Source organism: Duganella flavida, from assembly GCF_009857445.1.
GTDB classification, from domain to species: Bacteria; Pseudomonadota; Gammaproteobacteria; order Burkholderiales; family Burkholderiaceae_D; genus Rugamonas; species Rugamonas flavida.
The window spans coordinates 37,238-60,942 of record NZ_WWCN01000013.1; the positions used below are offsets into that span (position 1 = coordinate 37,238).

The 23,705-nt window shown below is 62.0% G+C and carries 18 protein-coding genes; 6 read left to right on the forward strand and 12 right to left on the reverse strand.

What is annotated here, in order from left to right; translation table 11 throughout:
* Positions 1–32: 32 nt before the first annotated feature.
* Positions 33–2,141: a TonB-dependent siderophore receptor gene (locus GTP46_RS19810; RefSeq protein WP_229259032.1), complete on the forward strand. Its 2,109-nt coding sequence runs from the start codon at positions 33–35 to the stop codon at positions 2,139–2,141.
* On the opposite strand, the gene GTP46_RS19815 is transcribed toward GTP46_RS19810, so the two are convergent.
* From GTP46_RS19815 to GTP46_RS19825, 3 genes are read right to left on the reverse strand one after another with little or no spacing between them, the layout of a single operon-like run.
* Positions 2,138–4,738 carry a bifunctional diguanylate cyclase/phosphodiesterase gene (locus tag GTP46_RS19815; RefSeq protein ID WP_161008351.1) on the reverse strand — a complete coding sequence of 867 codons (2,601 nt, stop codon included), beginning with the start codon at positions 4,736–4,738 and terminating at the stop codon, positions 2,138–2,140. The two genes, GTP46_RS19810 and GTP46_RS19815, sit on opposite strands and share 4 nt — an antisense overlap.
* Complete coding sequence (locus tag GTP46_RS19820; protein ID WP_161008352.1) at positions 4,735–5,172, reverse strand: type 2 periplasmic-binding domain-containing protein; 438 nt, start codon at positions 5,170–5,172, stop codon at positions 4,735–4,737. The genes GTP46_RS19815 and GTP46_RS19820 overlap by 4 nt, the downstream gene beginning before the upstream one ends.
* A 2-nt stretch (positions 5,173–5,174) precedes the next feature.
* On the reverse strand, positions 5,175–6,416 hold the full coding sequence (locus GTP46_RS19825; RefSeq protein WP_161008353.1) for a porin: 1,242 nt from the start codon (positions 6,414–6,416) through the stop codon (positions 5,175–5,177).
* Positions 6,417–6,719: 303 nt separating this feature from the next.
* On the opposite strand from GTP46_RS19825, the gene fur reads away from it, so the two are divergent.
* Positions 6,720–7,172, forward strand: a complete 453-nt coding sequence (gene fur / locus GTP46_RS19830; protein WP_161008354.1) for a ferric iron uptake transcriptional regulator — start codon at positions 6,720–6,722, stop codon at positions 7,170–7,172.
* On the opposite strand, the gene GTP46_RS19835 is transcribed toward fur, so the two are convergent.
* Positions 7,135–8,052, reverse strand: a complete 918-nt coding sequence (locus tag GTP46_RS19835; RefSeq protein WP_161008355.1) for a LysR family transcriptional regulator — start codon at positions 8,050–8,052, stop codon at positions 7,135–7,137. The two genes, fur and GTP46_RS19835, sit on opposite strands and share 38 nt — an antisense overlap.
* 134 nt (positions 8,053–8,186) lie before the next feature.
* On the opposite strand from GTP46_RS19835, the gene GTP46_RS19840 reads away from it, so the two are divergent.
* Positions 8,187–9,176: a zinc-dependent alcohol dehydrogenase family protein gene (locus GTP46_RS19840; RefSeq protein ID WP_161008356.1), complete on the forward strand. Its 990-nt coding sequence runs from the start codon at positions 8,187–8,189 to the stop codon at positions 9,174–9,176.
* Here the strand turns inward: GTP46_RS19840 and GTP46_RS19845 are convergent.
* The 6 genes from GTP46_RS19845 to GTP46_RS19870 all read right to left on the reverse strand — a co-directional run bounded on the left by GTP46_RS19845 (position 9,166) and on the right by GTP46_RS19870 (position 15,971).
* Positions 9,166–9,831: a FecR family protein gene (locus GTP46_RS19845; protein WP_161008357.1), complete on the reverse strand. Its 666-nt coding sequence runs from the start codon at positions 9,829–9,831 to the stop codon at positions 9,166–9,168. The genes GTP46_RS19840 and GTP46_RS19845 overlap by 11 nt on opposite strands.
* A gap of 46 nt (positions 9,832–9,877) precedes the next feature.
* On the reverse strand, positions 9,878–11,539 hold the full coding sequence (locus tag GTP46_RS19850; protein WP_161008358.1) for a methyl-accepting chemotaxis protein: 1,662 nt from the start codon (positions 11,537–11,539) through the stop codon (positions 9,878–9,880).
* Positions 11,540–11,557: 18 nt separating this feature from the next.
* Positions 11,558–13,486, reverse strand: a complete 1,929-nt coding sequence (locus GTP46_RS19855; RefSeq protein WP_161008359.1) for a putative bifunctional diguanylate cyclase/phosphodiesterase — start codon at positions 13,484–13,486, stop codon at positions 11,558–11,560.
* A gap of 11 nt (positions 13,487–13,497) precedes the next feature.
* Complete coding sequence (locus GTP46_RS19860; RefSeq protein ID WP_161008360.1) at positions 13,498–13,878, reverse strand: response regulator transcription factor; 381 nt, start codon at positions 13,876–13,878, stop codon at positions 13,498–13,500.
* 73 nt (positions 13,879–13,951) lie between these two features.
* Positions 13,952–14,575, reverse strand: coding sequence for a response regulator transcription factor (locus tag GTP46_RS19865; protein ID WP_161008361.1), 624 nt, complete (start codon positions 14,573–14,575; stop codon positions 13,952–13,954).
* A complete protein-coding gene (locus tag GTP46_RS19870) occupies positions 14,562–15,971 on the reverse strand; it encodes a sensor histidine kinase (RefSeq protein WP_229259033.1) in 1,410 nt (469 codons plus the stop codon). Before GTP46_RS19870 ends, GTP46_RS19865 begins: the two co-directional genes overlap by 14 nt.
* 157 nt (positions 15,972–16,128) lie before the next feature.
* Here GTP46_RS19870 and GTP46_RS19875 point away from each other — a divergent pair, with 157 nt between their 5' ends.
* From GTP46_RS19875 to GTP46_RS19885, 3 genes are all read left to right on the forward strand, one after another.
* Complete coding sequence (locus tag GTP46_RS19875; RefSeq protein WP_161008363.1) at positions 16,129–17,580, forward strand: aminotransferase-like domain-containing protein; 1,452 nt, start codon at positions 16,129–16,131, stop codon at positions 17,578–17,580.
* Positions 17,581–17,641: 61 nt separating this feature from the next.
* Complete coding sequence (locus GTP46_RS19880; RefSeq protein ID WP_161008364.1) at positions 17,642–19,207, forward strand: methyl-accepting chemotaxis protein; 1,566 nt, start codon at positions 17,642–17,644, stop codon at positions 19,205–19,207.
* Between the two features lie 2 nt (positions 19,208–19,209).
* Positions 19,210–20,478, forward strand: a complete 1,269-nt coding sequence (locus GTP46_RS19885; RefSeq protein WP_161008365.1) for an EAL domain-containing response regulator — start codon at positions 19,210–19,212, stop codon at positions 20,476–20,478.
* A gap of 14 nt (positions 20,479–20,492) precedes the next feature.
* Here the strand turns inward: GTP46_RS19885 and GTP46_RS19890 are convergent, their stop codons facing one another.
* A complete protein-coding gene (locus tag GTP46_RS19890) occupies positions 20,493–21,413 on the reverse strand; it encodes a bestrophin family protein (RefSeq protein ID WP_161008366.1) in 921 nt (306 codons plus the stop codon).
* Positions 21,410–23,701, reverse strand: coding sequence for an FdhF/YdeP family oxidoreductase (locus GTP46_RS19895; RefSeq protein ID WP_161008367.1), 2,292 nt, complete (start codon positions 23,699–23,701; stop codon positions 21,410–21,412). Before GTP46_RS19895 ends, GTP46_RS19890 begins: the two co-directional genes overlap by 4 nt.
* Positions 23,702–23,705 lie beyond the last annotated feature (4 nt).

Below are 23,705 nucleotides of genomic sequence, written 5' to 3' on the forward strand. Positions count from 1 at the left end.
AATCATTCTCATTCTTATTCAAGGAGTTCTGCATGCCCCGTCACCTGCCTTTGCGCCCGATGTTGCTGGCGCTGTCGATGATTTACGCCGGCCTGTCCCACGCAGCCGACACTCCAGCCGACGCGCCAGAGACCCCAATGCAAACCGTGACGGTGACCGGTAATGCCGACGACACCGCCTACACCACCCGCAGCACCAAATCGGCCGGCAAGCTGGACCTGTCGCTGCGCGAGACGCCGCAATCCGTGTCAGTGGTCACCCGCGCGCTGATGGACGACTTCAAGCTCGATAACATCAACTCGGTGCTGGCCAACAGCACCGGCGTGACGGTGGAAAAAGTCGAAACCAGCCGCACCTACTACACCGCGCGCGGCTTCGACGTGGTCAACTTCCAGTACGACGGCGTCGGCATGCCGCAAGTATTCGGCAACGTCCAGGGCGACATCGACACCGCGCTGTACGAACGCATCGACATCGTGCGCGGCGCCAACGGCTTGATGGCGTCGACCGGCAATCCATCCGCCACCGTCAACTTCATCCGCAAGCGCCCGACCGCTACCACCACGGCCAGTGCCAGCGTCTCTCTCGGCTCGTGGAATAACCGCCGCATCGAGGGCGACGTCAGCACCAGGCTGAATGAAAGCGGCACCGTCAACGGCCGCGCCGTGCTGGTGGGGCAGGACAGCGACTCCTACCTCGACCGCTACTCGCCGAAGAAAACCGTGGCCTACGCCGTGGTCGAAGCGCAGCTGGCCAAGGACACCCTGCTGACCGTGGGCCACAGCTACGAGTCCAATCGCAGCAAGGGCGTGATGTGGGGCGCGCTGCCGCTGTACTACACCGATGGCAGCCCGACCAACTATCCGGTATCGACCAGCACCTCGGCCAACTGGTCGCGCTGGGACACCACCAACAACACCACCTTCGCAGAACTGCGCCAGAACCTGGGCCAGGGCTGGACCGTGCAAGGTACGCTGAGCTACATCACCGACAAATCGGACTCCAACCTGCTATACGTCTACGGCACGCCGAACAAAGTAGTCGGCGGCGGCTTGTACTCCTACCCTTCGCAATACGCGTCGAACCAGAAGCAAACGCTGGCCGACATTTCGGTCGATGGCAAATTCAATCTGGGCGGCCGCCAGCATGACCTGAGCTTCGGCTACAGCTGGTCGCGCTCCAAGCTGGAAGACCTGTCGCGCTACGGCCAGGGCATCGGCACCGAAATGCTGGGCCAGACTGCGTTCGACGGCAGCTATCCTATGCCCTCCTTCGACGCTGGCACTGAAGGCAGCAACTACGAAGACCGCCGCAACACCGTCTATATCGCGGCGCGCTTCAATCTGGCCGACGACGTGAAAGTGCTGACTGGCTTGAACTCCACCCGCGCCAAGAGCAACGGCAATGCCTACGGTGAAAGCAAGTACAAGTCGGCCAGCAAAACCACGCCATACGTCGGCGTGGTGTATGACATCAATCGCGAACTGTCGGCTTACGCAAGCCACACCGCAATCTTCAATCCGCAAAGCGAGGTTGATGCGACAGGTATGCCGCTCGATCCGGTCAAAGGCAAGACCACGGAAGCAGGCCTGAAAGCAGCGCTGTTCGACAACAAGCTGAATGCATCGGGCGCCATCTTCAAGACGCAGCAGGACAACACAGCCGAACAAGCGGGCACGATCGGCGCCAAGGCCTACTACCGGGGCGTGAATGCGGAATCGCAGGGTTATGAGTTCGACCTGTCGGGTGAATTGAGCAAAGGCTGGCAAGCCAGCGCAGGCCTGACCCGTCTGACCTCGCTGAAAGGTGATGATGGCAAGGCAGTGCGCACCTTCATTCCGCGCACCACACTGCACCTGAACACCACCTACCGCATACCAGCCCTGCCGGCGCTGAAAGTGGGCGGCACGCTAGCATGGCAAAGCGAGACCTCGGTCGACCAGACCGACACCATCCGCACCGTGCAGGCTTCGTACGCGACGCTGGGATTGATGGCACGCTATGAGATCGACAAGCACCTGTCGCTGTCGGTGAACCTGAACAACGTCACCGACAACAAGCACCTGACTAGCCTGTACTGGACTCAGGCCTACTACGCCGCGCCACGCAACGGCAGCGCGACGCTGGCCTGGTCGTACTAAGCGGCTTGCATGGCTGGCGCACCTAGCAAGGCCGCCAGCTGTGTCGGAGGCAGTGGGCGGCTGAACAGATAGCCCTGCATTTCATCGCAGCCGTTCTCGCGCAGGAAGCTGCGCTGCTGTTCGGTCTCCACACCTTCCGCAATCACGCGCAAGCGCAGGCGGTGCGCCAGCCCGATGATGGAACTGGCAATCGCCTCGTCGCCGCTGCAGCGTCCAAGATCGCGCACAAAGGACTTGTCGATCTTCAGCGTCGAAATCGGGAACGACTTCAGCGCCGACAGGCTCGAATAGCCGGTGCCAAAATCGTCAATCGACAGCGCCACCCCCATCGCCCTCACCTGCGCCATCTTGGCCACGGCTTGCTGCAAGTCGCGCATGATGACACCTTCCGTCACTTCCAGTTCCAGCCATTCCGGCGCCAGGCCGCTGTCGCACAGCGCCTGCTGCACGCGTTCGACCAAGCGGGCTTCCTCAAACTGGCGCGGCGACACGTTGACCGACACGCACAGCGGCGGCAGGCCCGCATCCTGCCACGCGCGCGCTTGCATGCAGGCGCTGCGCAAAATCCATTCACCGAGTGCGATGATCATGCCGCTTTCCTCGGCCAGCGGGATGAAGCGATCCGGCCCGATGGTGCCGTGTTCCGGATGATCCCAGCGCACCAGCGCCTCCACGCCAAACACGCGGCCCGTGCGCAGGTCCACCTTGGGTTGGTAGACGAGGCGGAACTGGCCGTCGTCCAACGCATTGCGCAAGCCTTCCAGCAGCAACAGCTTCTCTTCGATGCAAGCGTTCATTTCGCGGGTGTAGAACTGGCAGTTGTTCTTGCCCTTATCCTTGGCGCGGTACATCGCCGCATCGGCGTTCATCAGCAGGGTTTCGGCGTCGTTGCCGTCGTTCGGATACACAGCCACGCCGATACTGCAGCTGACCTGCACCTCCTGCCCGCAAAGACTGATCGATTGCAGCACCGACTCGCGCACGCGCTCCAGCACCGGCGCGGCATCGACGCCGGATCCAGGCTCGGTCAGCAGTAGCACGAATTCATCGCCGCCGAAACGGCCCACGGTGTCGGTGGCGCGCAGACAGCCGGACATGCGTTCCGCTACTACTTTTAGCAGCTCGTCGCCAGCGTTGTGGCCCAAGCCGTCGTTCACCAGCTTGAAGCCGTCAAGATCGATAAACGCCACCAGCACCGAGCCGCCGTTGCGCTGCGCCTGTGCGATGGTCATGTCGAGACGATCTGAAATCAGGCTGCGGTTCGGCAGGCCGGTGAGCGTATCGTGATGCGCCAGATGCACCATGCGTTCCTCGGCCAGCTTGCGCTCCGAGATGTCGCGCACGATGGCAACCAGGCCGCCGCGTACTGCCACCACTTGCTGGTGCAGCCAGCGTGCGCGCAGGTGCGGCACGGTACTCTGCCACTCCTGTTCATGCACGCCGCCCTTGCGCATCACGCGGATCAGGTGCTTCAACATGCCGTTGTCGCGCGCTTCCGGAATCAAGGTGCACAAGGTGGCGCCGCACAGGTAATGCTTGCTGCAGCCGGTCATTTGCTCCGCGCGCACGTTGGCGTCGACGATTTTGAAGTCGATGATGTCGCCGGCGTCGTTACGCATCTCGCGCATGACGAAGAAGGCATCCAGGCTGGCGGCCGATGCCGCCGCATAGGTTTCCTGCGCGCGCCGCATATGGGCGCGATTGCGTGCGCCCTGCCAGGACCAAAGCCACAGCAGGCCTGTCACAAACAGCAGCGCAGCACTCAGGATGCCGCCTTCCCACAACTTCTCGCGCCGCTGGCGCTCAAAGCCCGCCATCAATTCCGTTTCATCCAGTCCAATCAGCACATTCAGGCCAACGCCGTGCAACTCGCGCGTGCCGCTGTATTTTCCAGCCGCGCCTTCCAGCCGCTGGCCGAAGGACATCTTGTCGCCGGTGCGCAGCGCGCGCACCACACCGTCCGCGCCCACCAGTCCCAGCATGCCATGTTCGCCAAGGCGGCTGCGTTCATAACTGCTGGTGAAGTAGGCCGGATCGGCTTCTACGATGACGATGCCGTCAAAGTTACCGCCGGCGTCGTCGAGGCGGCGTGTGAAGTGCAAATGCCATTCGCTGTTGGCCGCATCGCGCGTGGCCGGGCTGACGTAGGTGGCGCCGCTGTCGCGCTCCATGTGGAATTTGAAGTAATTCTGGTCCGCCACCGAAATCGGCAGCGCCCTCGGATTGCTGGCCACCGTGATGCCGTTGCGGTCAACAATACTGACCACGAACACCACGCCCGGCGGCAGCAAGCCTTCGCGGCCCAGCTCCGGCAAGGCGCCGAGCGCGCCCTTGCGCTCCACCGCGTACTTCAGCATGCGCAAGGTCTGGTCGATGCCATCCAGGCTACGCGCCACCTGTGCTTCGTAGGTGCCCAGCATTTCCTGCAACGAGTCGGTGGCAGCTTCCTGTGCGTGTTCACGCTCGGCGTCGATCTCGTGGAAAGTCACCACCCAGATCGCCACCAGCAGCAGCAAAGCAAACAGCGGCAGCGATACGTGGGTGTCCAGTCCGCGCCGCAACCAGCGTGCGCGCAGGGTTTCCTTGGCAGGGGTCATGGCGTCACCTGTATGGTTTTGACGCTGGCGTCCAGCGCCGAGCGGTCGATGTAGGCAATCATGGCTGGATTCTCGGCCACCATCCGGCGCACGGCGGCGCTGTTCGGGAGTTCGCGCGGCGGTTGTCCGCGGCCGGTGAACACCATCTTGGTCCAGTAGGCCTTCATCAGCGCCGGCGTGCGCGCTGCGACTTTGTTGTAGAACTCATCGCGCAGCGGGCTGCCGACCGGCAGGTCGAGCGGAGTCGCTTCCTCGCCGCCGGGGAAGCGGCCGGTCTGGCCAAGGAAGATGGCCGCCACCTGCTCTGCGCGCAGCGTGGCCACGGGATTTTTAGCCGAAACCACGACCACGAATTCCGCCGCCGAAGCGCACGCGCCCCACAGCAACGCGCACGCCAGCAGCCCATATCGTAACGATGTGAATAGCTTTTGCATGATCAGAACACGAAGTCGAGGGCTGCACTCAGCACCGTAATCGGCTGGCCTGAACGGAAGCCCGGCTGCACGTTGATCAAGGTGCCGGTCGAACCATGCAGCGGCGTGACGCGGTCGTACTGGAACTTGAGCGCATAGTTCGGGTACAAGTCCCAGCGCAAGCCCAGCGTCACGCTGTTCTGGCGCGGGATGGCGGCCAGCAGCTGGTTCAGGCCCGCGTTCAGCTGCGCGGCCGTTACCGCTTGTGCCGCCGCCAGTCTGCGAACATCAAGGCCGGCCACGCTGGTTTCCATATTGGCGCGCGAAACGGAATACACCGCGTACGGCGTCAGGTCGCCGAAGCGATAGCCGGCGCCAAAGTAGGCTGCGGTTTTGTCGCCGAGGTAGGAGCGCGAATTCATGCGGCCAATCTCGCCCATCGCAAACCACTGGCCCGGATCGTAATTAAATCCCAGCGACGCCACGCAGGCGCGCTTGGACGACAATTCATAACGCTCGACCAGCGCCTCACCTTGCGCGCCGAATTCGCGGAAGCCGTCGAACAATGACCGCGCGATATCCACACTCAGGTCGGCCGTCAACAGGCTGGCGCGCATCGTCAGCGCACCAGCAGTGGTGGTGTTCGACAAGCCGGCCAGGCCGCGTGCCTGCGCATGCGCGCCCGGCGCCAGCGACAGCTCGGTGCGGCCGAGCGACAGCTGCGTCACGTTATTCACATCGCCGATATGCCAACGGTAGTTGACGTCGACACCATCGCTATTGGACAGCGGGATCGCGCCGTACGGCTCGACCGGAGGACGCACCCACGGCAAAGCATAACCGGCCTTGCGATAGTCGCCGGTGAGGAACAGCGGCAGCGCAATACGGCCCACGCGCAGGCTCAGATCCGGCGTGGCTTGATATTGGATGTTGGCCCACTCCACCACCGGCGCATAGCCATCGCGCAGCGTGCGCTCGGACACCAGCTGCAACACCGCCGACCATTTGCTATCCACGATCACGCCTAACTGCACACCCAGGCGGCTGTCGACCGTCGCACTCCAGTCGCGGCTCGCACCAGCATCGCCAGGATTGAGCGCGTTGGCCGTGAAGTCCGCCTGATGCTCGCTACTATGCACCACGCCCAGCGTGCCGAAGCCGCCGATGGTCACGCGCGGCGTGTCCTCGCCTGCCAGGGCAGCGGCGCAACCCAGCATGGAGAAGACAGCCACGGCGATCCGCAGCGATGCAATATTGGCGTTCATACACAAATTCCTTAGGCGCGAGCGTAGCCCACGCAGTGATGCGTTTGGTTAGCGAGAGTGGGAGAAAGTCGGCGCCGGGCACAAGGATGGGGTGCCGGACCGTGGTATTAAACTGGACTCATGAACTTTATACTTCCTTGCGGCAACTGTCGATACTTTGTGGCAAATTCTCACAAAAAATCACACTTTCACATGAAATTAAATTAACTTCCATGTCACCGAGATATCGAATATCGCTTCCATTGCCAAGAAAATAAATTTCATATATAGTGCGAATAGGAATCATTATCATCTAAGAGACACATGGATATCCCACAAGAATTGCGCAAACTTGGCTTGAAAGCCACCCTGCCCCGCTTACGTATCCTGCAACTGTTCCAGGAAACCAAGAGCAAACATTTAAGCGCCGATGATGTGTACCGCCTGCTGCACGACGAGAACATCGACATGGGGCTGGCCACGGTCTACCGCGTGCTGATGCAGTTTGCCGATGCCGGCATCCTGATTCGCCGCCATTTCGAGTCAGTGGCCTCGGTGTTTGAATTGAATGAAGGCGGCCATCACGACCACCTGATCTGCACCAACTGCGGCCGCATGGAGGAATTCCTCGACGCCGAAATCGAGCAGCGCCAGGAAGCCGTGGCAGCGGAGCGAAATTTCGTGCTGCACGAGCACTCGCTATCGCTATACGGTTTTTGCGGCGACTGCGCCGCCACCATCAAGCCGATGGCGGCCAAGAAGCTGCGGCGGACTTGAACACCTCGTCCACAAAGTCGACAAAGACTTTGATCTTGGCGGCGCGCTGGTGACGCTGCGGGTACAGCACCGACACGTCCGGTCCCGCCGCCTGCCACTCTTCCAGAAGTGGCGCCAGCGCGCCGCTGCGCAACTGCGCCAGCAGCGATACCGACAAGTGCTGGACGACGCCACCGCCCTGCACCGCCATTTCAATCAGCGTATCCACGTGATCCATCGCCACCGCACCGCGCGGCGTGGCGGTGAACGGCTGGCCGTCCTGCTGGAAGAGCCAGGGCCGCAGCTGGCGCGCTTTGGGATAGACGAAATTCAGGCACGGCAAGCGGTCCAGTTCATCCGGGTGCGCAGGCTTGCCATGTCGGGCGATGAAGTCCGGCGAGGCACAGCAAATGTAGTGGTTCTTGAAGATGCTGCGGCCGACCAACGAAGAATCCTGCAACTCGCCGATGCGCAGCATCACGTCCACACCCTCGTCCACCATGTCGATCAGGCGGTCGGTGGCGGTGAGGCGCACGCTCAGTTCCGGGTACTGCGCCAGAAAACGCGGCAGTGCTGGCGCCACATAGCGCTGCGCCAGAATGCCGGGCATGTCGACGCGCAGGCTGCCGCGCGGTTCGTGCAGCGATTCGCCCATGCTGGATTCCAGGCCATCCATCTCGTCCAGCAGGCGGCGTGCCTGTTCGACGCAGCGCCGGCCTTCATCGGTGAGCGACATGCTGCGCGTGGTGCGGTTCAGCAGCTTGACGCCGAAGTGCGTCTCCAGCAGGCCGATTTGATGGGTGACCGACGAGGTGGAAATCCCCAGCTTGGCGGCGGCGCGGCTGAAGCCTCCAGTATCCACTACGGCGCAAAACACTTTCAAGGCATCCAACCTGTCCATCGTTTCTCCCCGTTTTTCTGCTGATCGCGTGATTATTCACGATTTCGGGATACTGCGTCCCAGCTTGCCCTGTTTTTTCTGGCGTGCCGCAGGGCCAGAATGGCTCCATTGTTCAATTCCACACAGGAGCCATCATGCAAGCCATCGTTTTAAGCGCCTTCGGCGCACCACTTACCCAACAGGATATCGCACGCCCAAGCGCCAGCCGTGGCCAGGTACTGGTGAAGGTAAACGCCAGCGGCGTCAATCCGCTTGACACCAAAATCGCCGCCGGCAAAGCCGATCACGCACGCGCCGCACTGCCGGCAGTACTGGGCATCGACATGGCCGGCGTGGTGGTCAGTGTGGGTGACGACGTTGACAGCTTCGCTCCCGGCGACCGCGTATTTGGCATGACCGGCGGCGTCGGTGGCGTGGCCGGTTCGCTGTCCGAATACGTAGCCGTCGATGCGCAACTGCTGGCCCACATGCCGGACAGCCTGTCGATGCGCGAAGCCGCCGCCATGCCACTGATCTTCATCACCGCATGGGAAGGCCTGGTAGACCGCGCACGCGTCGGCGCCGGCAAAACTGTGCTGGTGCAAGGCGGTGCAGGCGGCGTTGGCCACATGGCGGTGCAACTGGCAGTGGCGCTGGGCGCGCAAGTCTACGCTACCGGCAGCGCGAGCCAGCGCGCCACCATCGAAAACATGGGCGCTACCTTTATCGACCGCGAATCGGAAGTCGAAGACTACGTGCTGCGCCATACCGGCGGCCAAGGCTTCGACGTGGTCTACGACACCGTCGGCGGCGCAGTGCTGGATGCATCGTTCCACGCTGCGCGCCGCTACCACGGCCACGTGGTGAGCTGCCTTGGCTGGGGCACGCACGCATTGGCGCCGCTGTCGTTCCGCGCTGCGACCTACTCCGGCGTATTCACCCTGCTGCCGCTGCTGACCGGCGAAGGCCGCGCCCACCACGGCGACATCATGCGCGAAGCCGGTGTACTGGCCGCAGCCGGCAAGCTGAAAGTCATCCTCGATACAGGCCGCTACACGCTGAACGCGGATAGCGTCACCGCCGCCCACCGCGCCCTGACGGAAGGCACAGCGCGCGGCAAAGTGGTGATCGATCTTACGGCGTAAGCGTTTCCGCATCACCAAACGATGCGGGTGGCGTGAACTGCATACCCGGATTGGTGAACATTTTCACCGGCCGGGTTTTGTCGTCTTTGATGAAACCAAACTGCCCGGTATCGTAGCGGAACTCGCCGGCGCCGTTGACGATGGAAATCCCGCCGGTGCTGACGTGAACGTGCAGGCCCGGCTCCAGCCCAGGCGATGCATCCACATCGCCTTTGCCGGTCAGGTATTCGAGGAAGAAGGTGGTGCCGCGGATGCCGATGGTGGCACTGGGCGTTTTCATCGCAAAGCGTTCTTTGTTACGCTTGCCCAGCAAGCCGGTGATGGAACGCAGGCCGCCCTTCACCAGCGTGTAGGCGGCGTGGTCGGCTTCCGGCTTGGCTTCATCGAACGCAAACTGGTCGATCTTCACCGTGGTCCCCGGCTTCAGCGCCAGTTCGCTGTTATCGATGAAACGCACCACCGCGTAAGCGCCGGCGGAAGTGACCAGCGTATCGCCGCTCTCCACTTCCGACTTCACCAGCAAAGCCTTCACCGCGCCGGAAGGCGACCGCGCGCTCATGGCGCCGCTCACCTGTACCACCACGCCCGCCACCTGCGCTGCTTGCGTGCATGCGGCGCACAGCATCAGGAATAAACTCAAAAAGATATGCCGCATATGCTGTGGCTCCGTTACCGAAACCGCAAGCATACATCAAGTAGCTTCAGACCAGTCCTGCCACATAATTAAGGCCAGCGCCGGCCGATACAGGGCGCACTTTCGGCCTGTGGGTGGTGACGGCCGGCATGTCGATCACGCTAAGCTCCTCATGCGGTGCAGCGGCCAGCTTGAACACGCTGGCGCTGAGGGCCAGGCGCTCCGCCTGCTCTTGCAGTGAGACGATGGCGGCCAGCGACTCCTCCACCAGTGTGGCGTTCTGCTGCGTCACACCGTCCATCGCGGACAGTGTGCGGTTCACCAGTTGCAGGCCAAGGCTTTGCTCGCGCGTGCCGTTGCTGATGTCGCCCATCAGCGTAGCGCCACGCACCACGCCCTGTACCACATCGTCGATGGTGGCGCTGGCGTCTTGCACGGCGCGGCTGCCGCCGCCGACATCCTTCAGCGATTGCGCGATCAGGTCCTTGATCTCCTTGGCCGATTGCGCGCTACGCTGGGCCAGCGCTCGCACTTCGCCGGCCACCACCGCAAAGCCGCGGCCATGTTCACCAGCGCGCGCCGCCTCCACTGCCGCATTCAGCGCCAGCAAATTGGTCTGGAAGGCGATGCTGTCCATCAGGCCGACGATGTCGCCGATGCGGCGCGACGAGGCGGTGATACGCTCCATCGTTGCCGTCACCGTCGATACCGCGACTTCCGCCTCACGCGCCACCACTGCGGTTTGATCCATCAATTGGTGCGCCTGCTGCGCCTTACCCGCGTTATTGGCGACGGTGGCGGTCAGCTGCTCCACCGTGGCGGCAGTTTCTTCCAACGTGGCCGCCTGGCCTTCGGTGCGCTGCGCCAGGTCACCAGTTCCGGCCGAAATCTGCGCCGCAGCCGTGGCAATGGTGTCGGTGCCGCTGCGTACTTGCGTCACCATGCGCTGCAGGTTGACGCTCATCTGGTTCATGGCGCGCAGCAGATCGGCCGTTTCGTCCTTGCCCACAGTGTCCGCCTCTACGCGCAGGTCGCCCGCCGCCACACGGCGTGCTACCTCCACCGCACGGGCCAGTGGCGCCGAGATCAGGCGCGCCACGCGGCCTGCCAGCAGCAAGCCTAGCACCAGCGCACCCGCCATGAAACCGAAGATCAGGTGGCGCGCATGCAGATAGGTGCGGTCTGCAGATTGCGCTGCCTGTGCGCTGCCTGCCTCATTGATGGCGACCAGCTTGTCGATCGCCGCCATCGCCTCGAAATCGTATTTTCGCGAGACGCCGCGTACCACAGCCAGCGCACCGACATCGTCACCGCTGCGCGACAAGGCCACTACCTGCCGCACCGCGCCACGGTAAGCCGCCAGCGAGGTTTGCAAACGGCCGATAATCTCGCCCTCCTCGCTGCTGCGCGGCTGCGATGCATACGCCGCCAGCGATTGCTCCACCTGCTGCATCTGGCTTTCCATATCCTGCTCGTACTTGCGCAGAATGTCCGGCTCCGTCGACACCACATGGAACAGTTCAAAGGTGCGGAAGCGCGTCAGGCCGTATTTGACATCCAGCGCGTTGCGCACGCCAGGCGCCCAGCGGTGGTCGATTTCGTTGGTCACGCGGTCCAGCTCATACAGCTGGAACACGGAGAACACGCCCAGCGCCATCATCAGCACCAGCACAGCGGCGACCACCGCGTTCAGTTTATTGGCGATCTTCAGGTTGCAGAACCAGTTCATGGCAATCTCCTAATTAATCTATGCAGCCTGCAGCTGCAGGCTTCCTTCGAGGAAGTTCAATGCGGATGCCGCCGGCAAAGGACGGCTGTAGTAATAACCTTGTATTTCGTCGCAGCGCCAGTTGCTCAACATGGCGCGCTGGGTTTCGGACTCCACGCCTTCTGCGATCACGGTCAGGCCCAGGCTGTGTCCCAGGCCAATCGTGGCCTGTACGATCGCACCCTGCTCGCGCACCGCGTGCATATTGCGGACGAAGGACTGGTCGATTTTCAGTTTGTGGATCGGGAAGCGCGACAGGTAAGCGAGGCTGGAATAACCGGTGCCGAAATCGTCGATGGCCAGCTTGAGGCCCAGTGCACGCAGGCGGTGCAGCAAGGCGATGGCGATTTCCGCATCTTCCACCATCACGCTTTCGGTAATCTCCAGCTCAAGGCTGGCCGGGTCGATGTGGGTGGTTGCCAGCAGGTCCTCCAGATGCGACAGGAAGCCCGGCGCGGCGAACTGGCGCGGCGAGATATTCACCGCCACCACTACGCGCTGGCCGGTTTCCGCCTGCCACACACTGATCTGGCGGCAGGCTTCCTCCAGCACCCAGCTGCCGATCGAAACGATCAGGCCCGACTCCTCTGCCATCGGAATAAATTCGGCCGGCGAAATCAGTTTGCCGTGACGGCGCCAGCGCAGCAGCGCCTCGAAACCGATCAAGCCACCGTCAGCCAGCGCTTGCTGCGGTTGATAATGCAGTTCCAGCTCGTCGCGCTCCACCGCATGGCGCAGCAGCGACTCCATATCCAGCCGCTCTCCGGCTGCGGCGTTGAGCTGCTGCGAATACACCACCAGCTGGTCGCCGCCGGCCTTGCGTGCCGACTGCAGCGCGGCGTCGGCATTGCGCAGCAAAACATCCGGCGCCTCGCCGTGCAACGGGAAGCTAACCGCGCCGAGGCTCAGGGTGGCGAAGATTTCGTGGCCTTCGCAATCGTAAGGGCTGCGCAACTCGTCGCGCAGGCTGGTGAGCGCTTCGGCAAACTCCGCCTCCTCGCAGTCCATGCGGTACAGGATAGCGAAGTTGGCGCCGTCAAGACGGAATACCTCGCCGCCGCTGTGTTCCGCCGCAGCGCGTATGCGCCCTGCCAGTCCTATCATCATGCGGTCACCAAAGGCGTGGCCAAAGCCGCCGATGATGCGCGAGAAGCGGTCAATAGTGCCCAGCACCACCACGTGCGGCAGCTGCGGCAGCGTGGCCAGGCGCGCCTCGAAGCTGCGGCGATGCGCCAGGCCGGTCAACGGATCGTGCCGCGCCTGGTGGCTCAGTTCATCCTCAACGCGCACCCGGGCCCGCACGTGATACAGCAGGAACACGCAAGTCACCAGCGCCAGCACGTCGAATACGTGGACCAGTCCCGTAATCCACTCAATGGCGCGGTTGGCCATGGTGCCGTTGCTGTAGATCGCGTCTTCCACCTGCTGCTGCAGATCGTCGATGCGCTTGCGCAGCAGTTTGACCTCTTCGTTCATCTTGATCAGCACCGTCCGTGCCGCAGCAGGATGGCTGGCCACGTTGCGCTCAAACTCCGGCGTCAATTCCACGATGTGCTGGTAGCTGTCGCGCAATGCATCCAGATCCGGGCCATCACCCAGGCTGGAACGCAGTTGCACAATTGCCGCTTCCAGTTCGCCACGGCCCATGCTTTCCAAAAACTGGAAACGGTCCGGGGTGATCGAATCGGTGAAGCGCTTGTCGAGCGCCAGCTGATAGCGCAGCAAGGCGCTTTCAAAATCGCCGAGATAGCGCATCTGCGGAATGGTGCTGTTCAACAGCGGCGTTTCGTTGCGGCGAATATTGCGCGCCACATTTTCCATCACGATCGATAGCGCTACGCTGGCGGCAATCACCAGCAGTAGCAAGATGTAAATCAATCGACGCGAACTGCTGGTGTTATGTGTCATGGCCTGGCTCCTTAGTTTGCGCTTGCCTGTTTCAGGCAAAGCAGCAAGTCATTCGCTTCAAAGGGTTTGCTCAAAAAGCAGGATGCGCCGCTTTGGAATGCGCGTTTGCGCAAGGCGGCTTCGGGGAAGGCTGTCATCAGGATCACCGGTAGCTGGCTACCGTCGCGGCGCAGCTGTTCCAGCAGTTCGATGCCGCTCATGCCCGGCATTTGCAGGTCGGTGATGATGCAGTGGTGTTGATTGAACGCGCCGCCCGCCAGCAGGGCTTCTGCGCATTCGTAGACGTCAACCGTGTAGCCATAGGAGCGTAACAGGCTGCGCAAACCGACGCGGACTGCGGCGGCGTCGTCAACGATGGCAATGCTGGAAAATTGTGGATCCGGATAAGACACAGGCGACTCCCTTGTTCGTATGGGAGAACGATACCGCCTGCTGCCAAAGAAAAAAATTATACGAGGGTATAGGTCAGGCTAAACCCAAGGCTTCGGCCATGCGCACCAGGTCTGCAAAAGTCTTGGCTTGCATCTTGCGCATGGCGTTCCCACGGTGGATTTTGACCGTGATTTCGCTGGTCCCCACCTCGCCGGCGATTTGCTTATTCATTAGGCCACGCGCGGCCAGCGCCATGATTTCTCGCTCGCGCGGCGTCAAGGTGGCATAGCGCGCAGTAACGCCGTTGCGGGCTTGATCGCGCCCGCGCCGATCGCGGTCGGCCGTCAACGCCGCGTGGATGGCGTCCAGCAGGTCTTGATCGCGGAATGGCTTGGCTAAAAAATCAACCGCGCCGGCCTTCATGGCCCGTACCGACATAGGAATGTCGCCATGCCCCGTCATGAAAATGATGGGCAGCGCCACACCCTCGCGATTCAACTCGGCCTGGAAATCCAGTCCGCTCACACCCGGCATGCGCACGTCCAGCAGCAAACAGCTGGTTACTTCCTTGCGCGGTTCGGCCAGAAAGGCTGCCACCGAGGGGAAACTGGCGACCTGCATGCCGACCGAGCGCAAAAGGCTGGAGATGGCGTCGCGCAGCGGCGCCTCGTCGTCGACGATGTAGATCAGCGAGTCGGAATAATCAATTGGGTTCATGGACGGGCAGCGTGAAGAAGATGGTGGCGCCGACCATCGGACTATCCGGCGCGGCCGGCTTGACCCAGATACGGCCGCCGTGGTTTTCAATGATGGAGCGGCAGATCGGCAGGCCCATACCCATGCCGTCTTCCTTGGTGCTGTAGAAGGCCTCGAACAAGCGCGGCACCGCTGTCGCAGGGATGCCAGGGCCGGAATCACCGACGCAGACTTGTAGCGCACCCTCTGCATTCAAGTGGGTTTGTACCGTCAGCACCGCTTGGCCGGGCGGGCATGCGGCCATGGCCTGTATCGCGTTCATCAGCAGGTTGATGAAAACCTGCTGTAGCTGCACGCGGTCACCCAGCACCGGCGGCAAGTCAGGCACCAGGCCTAGCATCAGCGCCACATGATGGTTATTCAGCTCACGCCGGACCAGGTCCACGCTCTCCTCCACCACCGACTTCAGGTCGAGTTCCGCCTGCTGCGGCTCGCTGCGGCGCGCCAAAGCGCGTATGCGCCGGATCACGCCAGTGGCGCGGACGCTGGACTCCAGGATATTGGTCACGGTGCTGCGAGCCTCGTCCAGATCCGGCTCCGGGCGATTCAGCCAGCGCAGGCAAGCCTCGCCGTTGGTGGAGATGGCGGCCAGCGGCTGATTGACTTCGTGGGCGATGGATGCGGCCAACTCGCCCAGCATGGTGACCCGGGTGGCGTGCGCCAGCTGGACCTGAGAACGATGCAGCGCCTGTTCAGCCATCACCGCCGCCGTCACGTCAGTCAGCGCGCCGAGGTATTCAATCTCGCCGTCCTTGGTGTGGCGCGGGCGCGCCAGCACGTGCACGTATTTGAGCTCTCCGTCCGGCATCAGCAGGCGGTGACGCACCTCCACTTCGCTCTCGCCGCGCAGCGATTGCTCCATTGACGCTTGCACGATGCCGCGATCTTCCGGCGCGGTATGGGCCATCACCAGTTCCATGGTCGGCGTCAGGTCCAGCGGATAGCCGTAGATGCGGGCTGCTTCGTCCGACCAGTACATTTCGCCGCTCGGCGACTTGAAACTGAAACTGCCGGTTTTGCTGATACGCTGGGTGCCGGCAAGGAATGCCTCGCTGCGGCGCAGCGCTTCCTCGCGCGCCAGCAACGCGTTGGTAGCGGCCTGCCCGCGCAGCACCAGCACGCAGGTGACGCTAATTGCCAACAGTCCGACCAGCAAACGGCCGGAAGCCGCAGCCGAAAATGCCTCGGTGTGCGTCACCGCGTAAGACAGCAAAGTCAAGACGATGCAGCTGGCCGTCGCTTGCAGCACGCCGCGCCTTCCCCATATGCTGGCGGAGATAAGAACCACCACCACGTACATAACGGCGATCGCCATATCGAGCGGCGAGAAGGTGTCGATCGCAAAGATCAACAGCATGAGGCTAATCAGCAGCGCAGACATCCAGGGAGTGCGGGGTACCCGTAACATGCCTATCCTTATGGGTTATATTGGCAACCTTCTTAATTATAGTGTGGTTTGCAGGGCTTGCATCCTATACTCAGGTATGGGTAACGCATCACCGGGGAGAGCGAAAGTGAAATTGTATGAGACGCTGGCCGCCGATATCGCCAGTCAAATCGCCCAAGGCGTGATCCGCGAGGGAGAGAAAATTCCTTCCGTGCGCCAGACCAGCCAGCACCACAACCTCAGTGTCTCGACCGTGATCCGCGCGTTTCTGCTGCTGGAAAGCCAAGGCCTGATTGAAAGCCGCCCGCAATCGGGCTACTTCGTGCGCCGCAAGCCTACTGTGCAAGCCAGCGGCGCCGCCGAAGAGCCGACCGCACCGGCCGACATGGCGCGCGGCGAAACGCTGGACACCAGCGAATTCGTACTCACCACCCTGCGCTCGATCAATCAGGGCAGCGTGCCACTGGGCTCTCCCTATCCTGATCCCGCTTCCTTCCCTTGGTCACGCCTGAACCAATATGCTAACTCGCTGGCGCGCCGCGTCGGCCAGACGGGCATGACCGCCGATCTGCCGCCGGGGAATCCAGAGCTGATACGCCAGATCGCGCGCCGCCATCTTGAAAACGGCCTGTCGGTGGACGCCAGCGAAATCATCGTCACCACCGGCGCTACCGAGGCGCTCAATCTATGCTTACAAGCGGTAGCGCCACCGGGCAGCGTGATCGCGGTGGAGTCGCCGACTTACTACGCCTTGCTGCAGGCGATAGAGCGGATGCGCATGCACGTGGTGGAGATAGAAACCGATCCTGCGCAGGGCATCAACCTGGAAGCGCTGGAGCGCGCCATCGTCGAACAAGGCGTAGTGGCCTGCATGGTCATGCCCAACTTCCAGAATCCGCTGGGCTTCCAGATGAGCGATGAACGCAAGCGCGCCATGGTCGAGATGCTGGCGCGCCACGACGTTCCGGTGATTGAGAACGATGTCTATCACGAGCTATATTACGGCGACGTTCACCCAACCTCGCTCAAGAACTACGATACGCGCGGCCTGGTCCTGCACTGTAACTCCTTCTCCAAGACGCTGAGTCCCGCCAACCGCATCGGCTGGGCCCTGCCCGGCCGATACAAGGCGCAAGTGGAGAAGCTCAAATTCCTCAACACACTGAACACGCCGGCGCTGCCGCAGTTGGCGATTGCCGAGTACTTGAAGAACGATGGCTACAACTACCATCTACGCAAGGTGCGCAAGGCGTATGCACAGCAGGCCAACATCATGGCGGCAGCGGTGCGGCGCTTCTTCCCGCCGGGGACCAGCGTGTCGACGCCGGTGGGCGGCTACGTATTGTGGGTGAATTTGCCGGTCGGCGTGCGGGCGCTGGAACTGTATGCGCGGGCGCAGGAGCGCGGCATCAGCGTCGGCGCCGGGAATATCTTCGCCACCGGCGACGCTTTCCAACACTGCATTCGCCTTAACTACAGCTATCCATGGACCGCCGAAGTGGAAGCGGCCGTGCTTACACTGGGCTTGCTGGCCGGTGAGCTGACCAACTGTACTCCCCGCAAAGAGGCCAATCTGTAGCCGTTGACCGCGCGCGGCGTCCCTTATTCTGACAGCATGCCACTCACTGGGGTCAACTGTCATGAAAACCGCTCGCATCAAGGTCGCCAATCTCCTGCTCACAGGCTTTGGCCTGATCTGCCTATTCCTCGCCGCCTTGATTGCATTGGGCCTGTCGGAACAGGCCAAGCTCAATGCTGCCACTGCCGCCATGGCAGATGACCGCTGGCCGAAGATCGAATTAGCTACCGACGTGCGCCTGCGCGTGACCGATATCGCAGTCTCGCTGCGCAATGTGATGCTAACCACCGATTCCAATGTGCGCGCGCACCAGATCGAGAGCATCGAAGGCTATCGCCGCGACGCTGAAGCCAGCATTGCAGCGCTTGACCACCGCGTCATCACGCCCAACGGGCGCGCCGCGCTAGAGAAAGTGGTGGCGGCCTACAAGGATTACACGCTGGGACAGAATAAGCTGATCGCGCTGGTGCAGGCTGGCCGCGATGAAGAGGCGCGCACCTATCTGAATGAACAGGTGAAGCCCATGCTGGCAGCCTGTCGCGAAACGCTGGCTGCGCAAATCGGCAACGAAGTTTCGCTGATGCGCGACGCGCGCGAACAAGCAGCACAAGCCTATATCGTCACCCGCATCAAGATGCTCGGTTTAGGTGCGGCAGCGATGCTCATTTCGATTGCCGTGGCAGCGTCCATCATCCGCCGTTTGCGGCGCGACCTTGGCGGTGAGCCTGATCACGCAGCGCGCACTGCGGCTTGTATTGCAGATGGCGACTTGACGCGCGTGATCGCCCTGCGCGACGGCGACCGCAGCAGCATGCTGTACGAAATGGAGCATATGCGCGATAACCTGAGCCAGTTGGTGGCGCAGGTGCGTTCGGATACCGAGATGATCGCTTCCGCCTCTAGCCAGATCGCCAGCGGCAATCTGGATTTATCGACGCGCACCGAGCAGCAGGCCTCCAGCTTGCAGGAGACGGCGGCGGCGATGGAAGAATTGACCGTCACCGTGCAGCAGAATGCCGATCACGCAGCGCGCGCCAATAGCCTTGCGCTGCATGCCTCCAGCGCTGCGGACAAAGGCGGCCAGGCCGTAGCCGCCGTCACGGCGCGCATGGAATCGATCCGCGCCTCGGCTGCGCAGATGTCCGACATCATCAGTTTGATCGATGGTATCGCCTTCCAGACCAACATCCTTGCACTGAATGCCGCAGTGGAAGCAGCACGTGCCGGTGACGCGGGCCGGGGCTTTGCAGTGGTGGCTAGCGAAGTGCGCCAACTGGCGCATCGTTCATCGGATGCTGCGCGTGATATCGGTTCGCTGATACAAGCAGCGGTTGCGCAAGCGGGCGTCGGCGACCAGCAAGTGCGCGAGGCGGCAGCGGCGATGCAGGACATCGTCGATAGCGTCGCCCGCGTGGAAGAAATCATGGCGCAGATTAAGCACGCCAGCGCCGAGCAGCACGCCGGCATCGTCGCCTGCAGCCAGGCCGTGATGCAGATGGATCAAGGCACGCAGCAGAACGCCGCACTGGTCGAACAAGTGGCCGCCGCCGCACACGCCCTGCAAGAGCAATCAGGCCAGCTGGAAGATGCGGTCTCACGCTTCAAGATCAATGCGGTCGCCGCATAAGCATGGGCGCTCACCACGATGCTGTCCCTGCCCTGCGCGCCGTCCTGATTGACGGCAGCGGCGCTGATCTCGACGCCGCCGTTGCGCAATGCCGCCTTGCCGGCATTGCCGTCAACGGCTGGTCCGATAGCGGCGCCGGCGCGCTGGAACTGATTGAATCGCTGCCGGTGCCGCCGGATCTTGTCATCATGGAGCTCAACCTGCCGGACATGGACGGCGCCGACCTGCTGCAAGCCCTCTCCATGCTGGAGCCGGGCCTGCCCGTCATCATCACCAGCCGCCATAGCACGCGCCTGCACGACGCCGCACTCACGCTGGCGTCCACGCTAGGCCTGGATGCACTGGCCGCGCTGCCCAAGCCCGTGAACGCCCAAGCGCTGCGGGATGCCGCACTAAGCTGCGAAGCAGCCAGCGCCCGCAATGCAGCGCCCACTCGTGCTTATTGCGACGCAGGCCTGCCGCGTCCCGATGCCGGCGAAGTACTGAGCGGCCTGCAGCACCACCAATTTGAACTACATTACCAGCCCAAGGCGTCGTTGCAAGACGGCTCGCTACGCGGCGCCGAAGGCCTGATACGCTGGCGTCACCCGCAACACGGCCTGCTCTCCCCTGCCTGCTTCCTGCCGCAAACCGAAGCCGCCAACCTGGTCGATGTGATGACCGTGGAAGTTGTCCGCATGGCGCTACAAGACTGGAAACGCTGGCACGCCGACGGCTTGTCGCTGCCCATCTCCATCAACTTGTCGCCACTATCACTCACCGATCCGCACCTCGCGGAAGAACTGATCACGACTGTGAACCAAGCCGGCGTGCCGCCGCGCGCCATCACTTTTGAAATTATCGAGCACGAAGAAATCGCCGACCTGGCCACCGCCCTGCGCATCCTCATCAAACTGCGCTTGCACGGCTTCGGCCTCGCGCTGGACGACTACGGCGCCGGCCACGCCTCCATGCTGCAGCTGTCGCGCTTTCCATTCACCGAAGTGAAACTGGATCGCCGCCTGGTACATGGCGCCGCCAGGCGCCCGCATATGCGTCCCCTGCTAAGCCATACCATCGCCGCCGCCCGTGAACTGGGCGTGACCACGGTGGCAGAAGGCATCGAACTGGAACAGGACCGTCAACTGCTGCGGGAATTAGGCTGCGATCTGGCGCAAGGCTACTTGATCGCGCGGCCTATGCACGCGCGTGCCTTGCCGCTGTGGCGGGAAAAATCAGCTGCGGCAGGCAAAGTTACGGGGACGGGGACGGTCATCCAATTGCGGCCGTAAGAATAAGTGCTTCCTTACGAGATGTTATAGCGTTTGCACGGCGCCAGCTGCTCCGGCATCTGTTCGCCGCACTGCTCCAGCAGCGAACGTTCGATATTGCGCGTCATGGCGTTGAGCGCCAGGCAGTTTGGGTCGGTGCCAAAGGGCTCGGAGATTTCCTGCGCAATGGCCTCCAGCGCAAACAAGGTGTAGGCGACGAATACGCACACCAGCGGCGTAGCCATACCCAAATCGCCTACCAGGCCAAATGGCAGCATGAAGCAGTACAGATAAACGGTGCGGTGTACCAGCACGCCATAAGCAAAAGGAATCGGCGTATTGGAGATGCGCTCGCAGCCGCCAACCGAGGCGGCCAGCTCGCTGACTTGCGCATCCAGTATCCACAGCAGCGGCTCGCCTGTACCGCGTTTGCGGCCGGCGCGCGCCAGCATCAGGCGGATGCGGTCCAGCAGCGCTACCGGGATGTACTGCATATCGCGCAACTCTTCCACTTCCTCCTTGGACAGGTAGCGCGCCAGATCCTCGGAAGGATCGGTACCCCGTAGCTGGTGCGTCAGCGCATACACGAATGCGATCAAGCGCTGTACAAACAGCTTGCGTTCAAAGCCGTCGCCATCTTCCGGGAGATAGTTGATGACCTGCGAGGTCAACGCCCGCGCAGCGATCAGGATTCGGCCCCAGATCTGGCGCGCCTCCACGTAGCGGGCATAGGCTGCGTTGTTGCGGAAGGCGAGAAAAATCGCCAGGCTCACACCAATCAGCGGAAACGGCACCGTATCCAGCGGAATCCTGGCGCCGAAGACATGCCCGTGAGTGACTACCGCCAGCACGCTGATCGCGAGGATCAGCAGCAGCTGCGGCACTATGGTTTTAAGTACGGAGCCATCCCATACGAACAGCATCCGCAACCAGTTGGTTGTCGGACGGATAATCATGATGATTCCGCAAGCGTGAGCAAAACAGGGATGGATTTGGAGGTCGGCGTGCCTGCGCCGTCGGCGACGCTGTTCAGGGGTACCAGCGGATTGGTCTCCGGGTAGTAAGCGCCGATGCAGCCGCGTGGAATGTCATACGCGACCAGCATAAAGCCGCCAGCACGGCGCTGCACGCCGTCTTTCCACACGCTTTCCACGTCGACCCAATCGCCGGCCTTCATGCCCAGCATGTCGATGTCCAGCTGATTGATGAAGATCACCCGGCGCATGCCAAACACGCCACGATAGCGATCGTCCATTGCGTAGATAGTGGTGTTGTACTGGTCATGCGAGCGTGTGGTCATCATCACCATCAGGCGCTTGCCGTACTTGGCTTGCGCGCGGCGGATCGGCGTATCCAGCTCAATCTTCTGCGGCACGAATTGCGCCTTGCCGCTGGTGGTCACCCATTCGCGCTCGCGCGAAGCGACTTTGAGATGGAAGCCACCAGGCTTGGCGACTCGCGCGTTGTAGTCGTAAAAGTCGTCGAACACTTTTTCGATATCGTCGCGAATGCTGGCGTAGTCGTCGCGGTAGGCCTTCCATTTCAACTGATAGCGCTCGCCCAGCGTGGCCTCGGCCATGCGCGAGACGATGGCGATTTCCGACAGCAGCTCCAGCGAGGCCGGCTTATTTAAGCCGAAGGAGATATGCACCATGCTCATGGAGTCTTCCACCGTCACACCTTGCGGGGTGCCGTTTTGCAGATCAATCTCGGTGCGGCCCAGTGTCGGCAGGATCAGCGCCTTGCGGCCGTGGATTAAGTGGCCGCGATTCAGCTTGGTGGCGATTTGCACCGTCAGCGCGCAAGATTGCAGCGCCTTGAAGGTCAGCGGCGTATCCGGCGTGGCCATGGCGAAGTTACCGCCAAGGCCGATGAAAACCTTCACCTTCCCTTCGGCCATGGCGCCGATGGTGGCCACCACGTCATAACCGTGATGGCGCGGCTGCGCAAAGCCGAACACGCGCTCCATGCGGTTGAGGAAAGCGGCAGTCGGCTGTTCTTCGATACCCATGGTGCGGTCACCCTGCACATTGGAGTGGCCGCGCACCGGGCACAAACCCGCACCGCGCTTGCCGATCTGGCCGCGCATCATCATCAGGTTGGACAGCATCTGCACGGTCGGCACCGAGTTTTTATGCTGGGTAAGGCCCATGCCCCATGTGGCGATGACGCGTTCGCCCTTGATATAGATATCCGCAAGTTGATCGATTTGCGAGCGCGGTACGCCGGAATCGTCAATCAGCAGCGCCCATCTTTCCGCGCGCAGGTCGCGTGCAAACTCGGAGAAGCCGATGGTGTGCTCGTTGATGAATTCCATATCCAGTATGCGCGGCAAGCCAATCAGCACTGCGCGGTCATCCAGTTCCAGCACGCGCTTTGCCACACCCTTAATCAGCGCAAGGTCGCCGCCCAGTTTCGGCTGCACGAACAAGGAACTGATCGGAGTACTGGACATGGTCAGCATTTCCAACGGATGCTGCGGGCTGGTAAAACGTTCCAGGCCTCGCTCGCGCAATGGATTGATGGAGACAATGGTGGCGCCACGGCGCGCACATTCGCGCAACTCGCCCAGCATACGAGGGTGATTGGTTGCCGGATTCTGGCCGAAAATCAGCAGCGTGTCGGCGTGCTCGAAATCGTCCAGCGTGACCGTGCCTTTGCCGATACCGACAGTGCCTGGCAGGCCGCGGCTGGTCGCCTCATGGCACATATTCGAGCAATCCGGGAAATTGTTGGTGCCGTAGGCGCGCACGAACAGCTGGTACAGGAAAGCGGCTTCGTTGCTGGCGCGGCCGGAAGTGTAGAACGCAGCTTGATCCGGATCGTCCAGCGCATTCAGTTCATCGGCAATCAGCTTGAACGCCTGGTCCCATGCGATGGGTGCGTACTTGTCGCTGACAGAATCGTAGACCATGGGATGCGTCAAACGGCCATGCTGTTCCAGCTCATAGTCCGACTGCATCAGTAATTCCGCAACCGTGTGTTGGGCAAAGAAATCGGGCGTTACACGCTTGCTGGTCGATTCCGCCGCGACGGCTTTGACACCGTTCTCGCAGAATTCAAAGGTGGAAGCGTGTTCGCGATCCGGCCAGGCGCAGCCGGGGCAATCGAAACCGTCCGGCTGATTCTGTGCAAACAGCGACTTGTAATTGACGCCGCTGACGCGTTCCTTGAGCAGGTTGATCGCCACATATTTCAATGCGCCCCAGCCTGCGGCAGCGTGGTGATAAGGTTTGATGGCCATGCGT

Coding starts and splice junctions, on each gene's coding strand:
- GTP46_RS19815 (WP_161008351.1), bottom strand. CDS start 4,738: ATGACCCCTGCCAAGGAAACCCTGCGCGCACGCTGGTTGCGGCGCGGA.
- GTP46_RS19870 (WP_229259033.1), bottom strand. CDS start 15,971: ATGCTGTTGATCTTTGCGATCGACACCTTCTCGCCGCTCGATATGGCG.
- GTP46_RS19855 (WP_161008359.1), bottom strand. CDS start 13,486: ATGACACATAACACCAGCAGTTCGCGTCGATTGATTTACATCTTGCTA.
- GTP46_RS19865 (WP_161008361.1), bottom strand. CDS start 14,575: ATGAACCCAATTGATTATTCCGACTCGCTGATCTACATCGTCGACGAC.
- GTP46_RS19885 (WP_161008365.1), top strand. CDS start 19,210: ATGGGCGCTCACCACGATGCTGTCCCTGCCCTGCGCGCCGTCCTGATT.
- GTP46_RS19810 (WP_229259032.1), top strand. CDS start 33: ATGCCCCGTCACCTGCCTTTGCGCCCGATGTTGCTGGCGCTGTCGATG.
- GTP46_RS19845 (WP_161008357.1), bottom strand. CDS start 9,831: ATGCGGCATATCTTTTTGAGTTTATTCCTGATGCTGTGCGCCGCATGC.
- GTP46_RS19825 (WP_161008353.1), bottom strand. CDS start 6,416: ATGAACGCCAATATTGCATCGCTGCGGATCGCCGTGGCTGTCTTCTCC.
- GTP46_RS19840 (WP_161008356.1), top strand. CDS start 8,187: ATGCAAGCCATCGTTTTAAGCGCCTTCGGCGCACCACTTACCCAACAG.
- GTP46_RS19895 (WP_161008367.1), bottom strand. CDS start 23,701: ATGGCCATCAAACCTTATCACCACGCTGCCGCAGGCTGGGGCGCATTG.
- GTP46_RS19890 (WP_161008366.1), bottom strand. CDS start 21,413: ATGATTATCCGTCCGACAACCAACTGGTTGCGGATGCTGTTCGTATGG.
- GTP46_RS19850 (WP_161008358.1), bottom strand. CDS start 11,539: ATGAACTGGTTCTGCAACCTGAAGATCGCCAATAAACTGAACGCGGTG.
- GTP46_RS19880 (WP_161008364.1), top strand. CDS start 17,642: ATGAAAACCGCTCGCATCAAGGTCGCCAATCTCCTGCTCACAGGCTTT.
- fur (WP_161008354.1), top strand. CDS start 6,720: ATGGATATCCCACAAGAATTGCGCAAACTTGGCTTGAAAGCCACCCTG.
- GTP46_RS19835 (WP_161008355.1), bottom strand. CDS start 8,052: ATGGACAGGTTGGATGCCTTGAAAGTGTTTTGCGCCGTAGTGGATACT.
- GTP46_RS19820 (WP_161008352.1), bottom strand. CDS start 5,172: ATGCAAAAGCTATTCACATCGTTACGATATGGGCTGCTGGCGTGCGCG.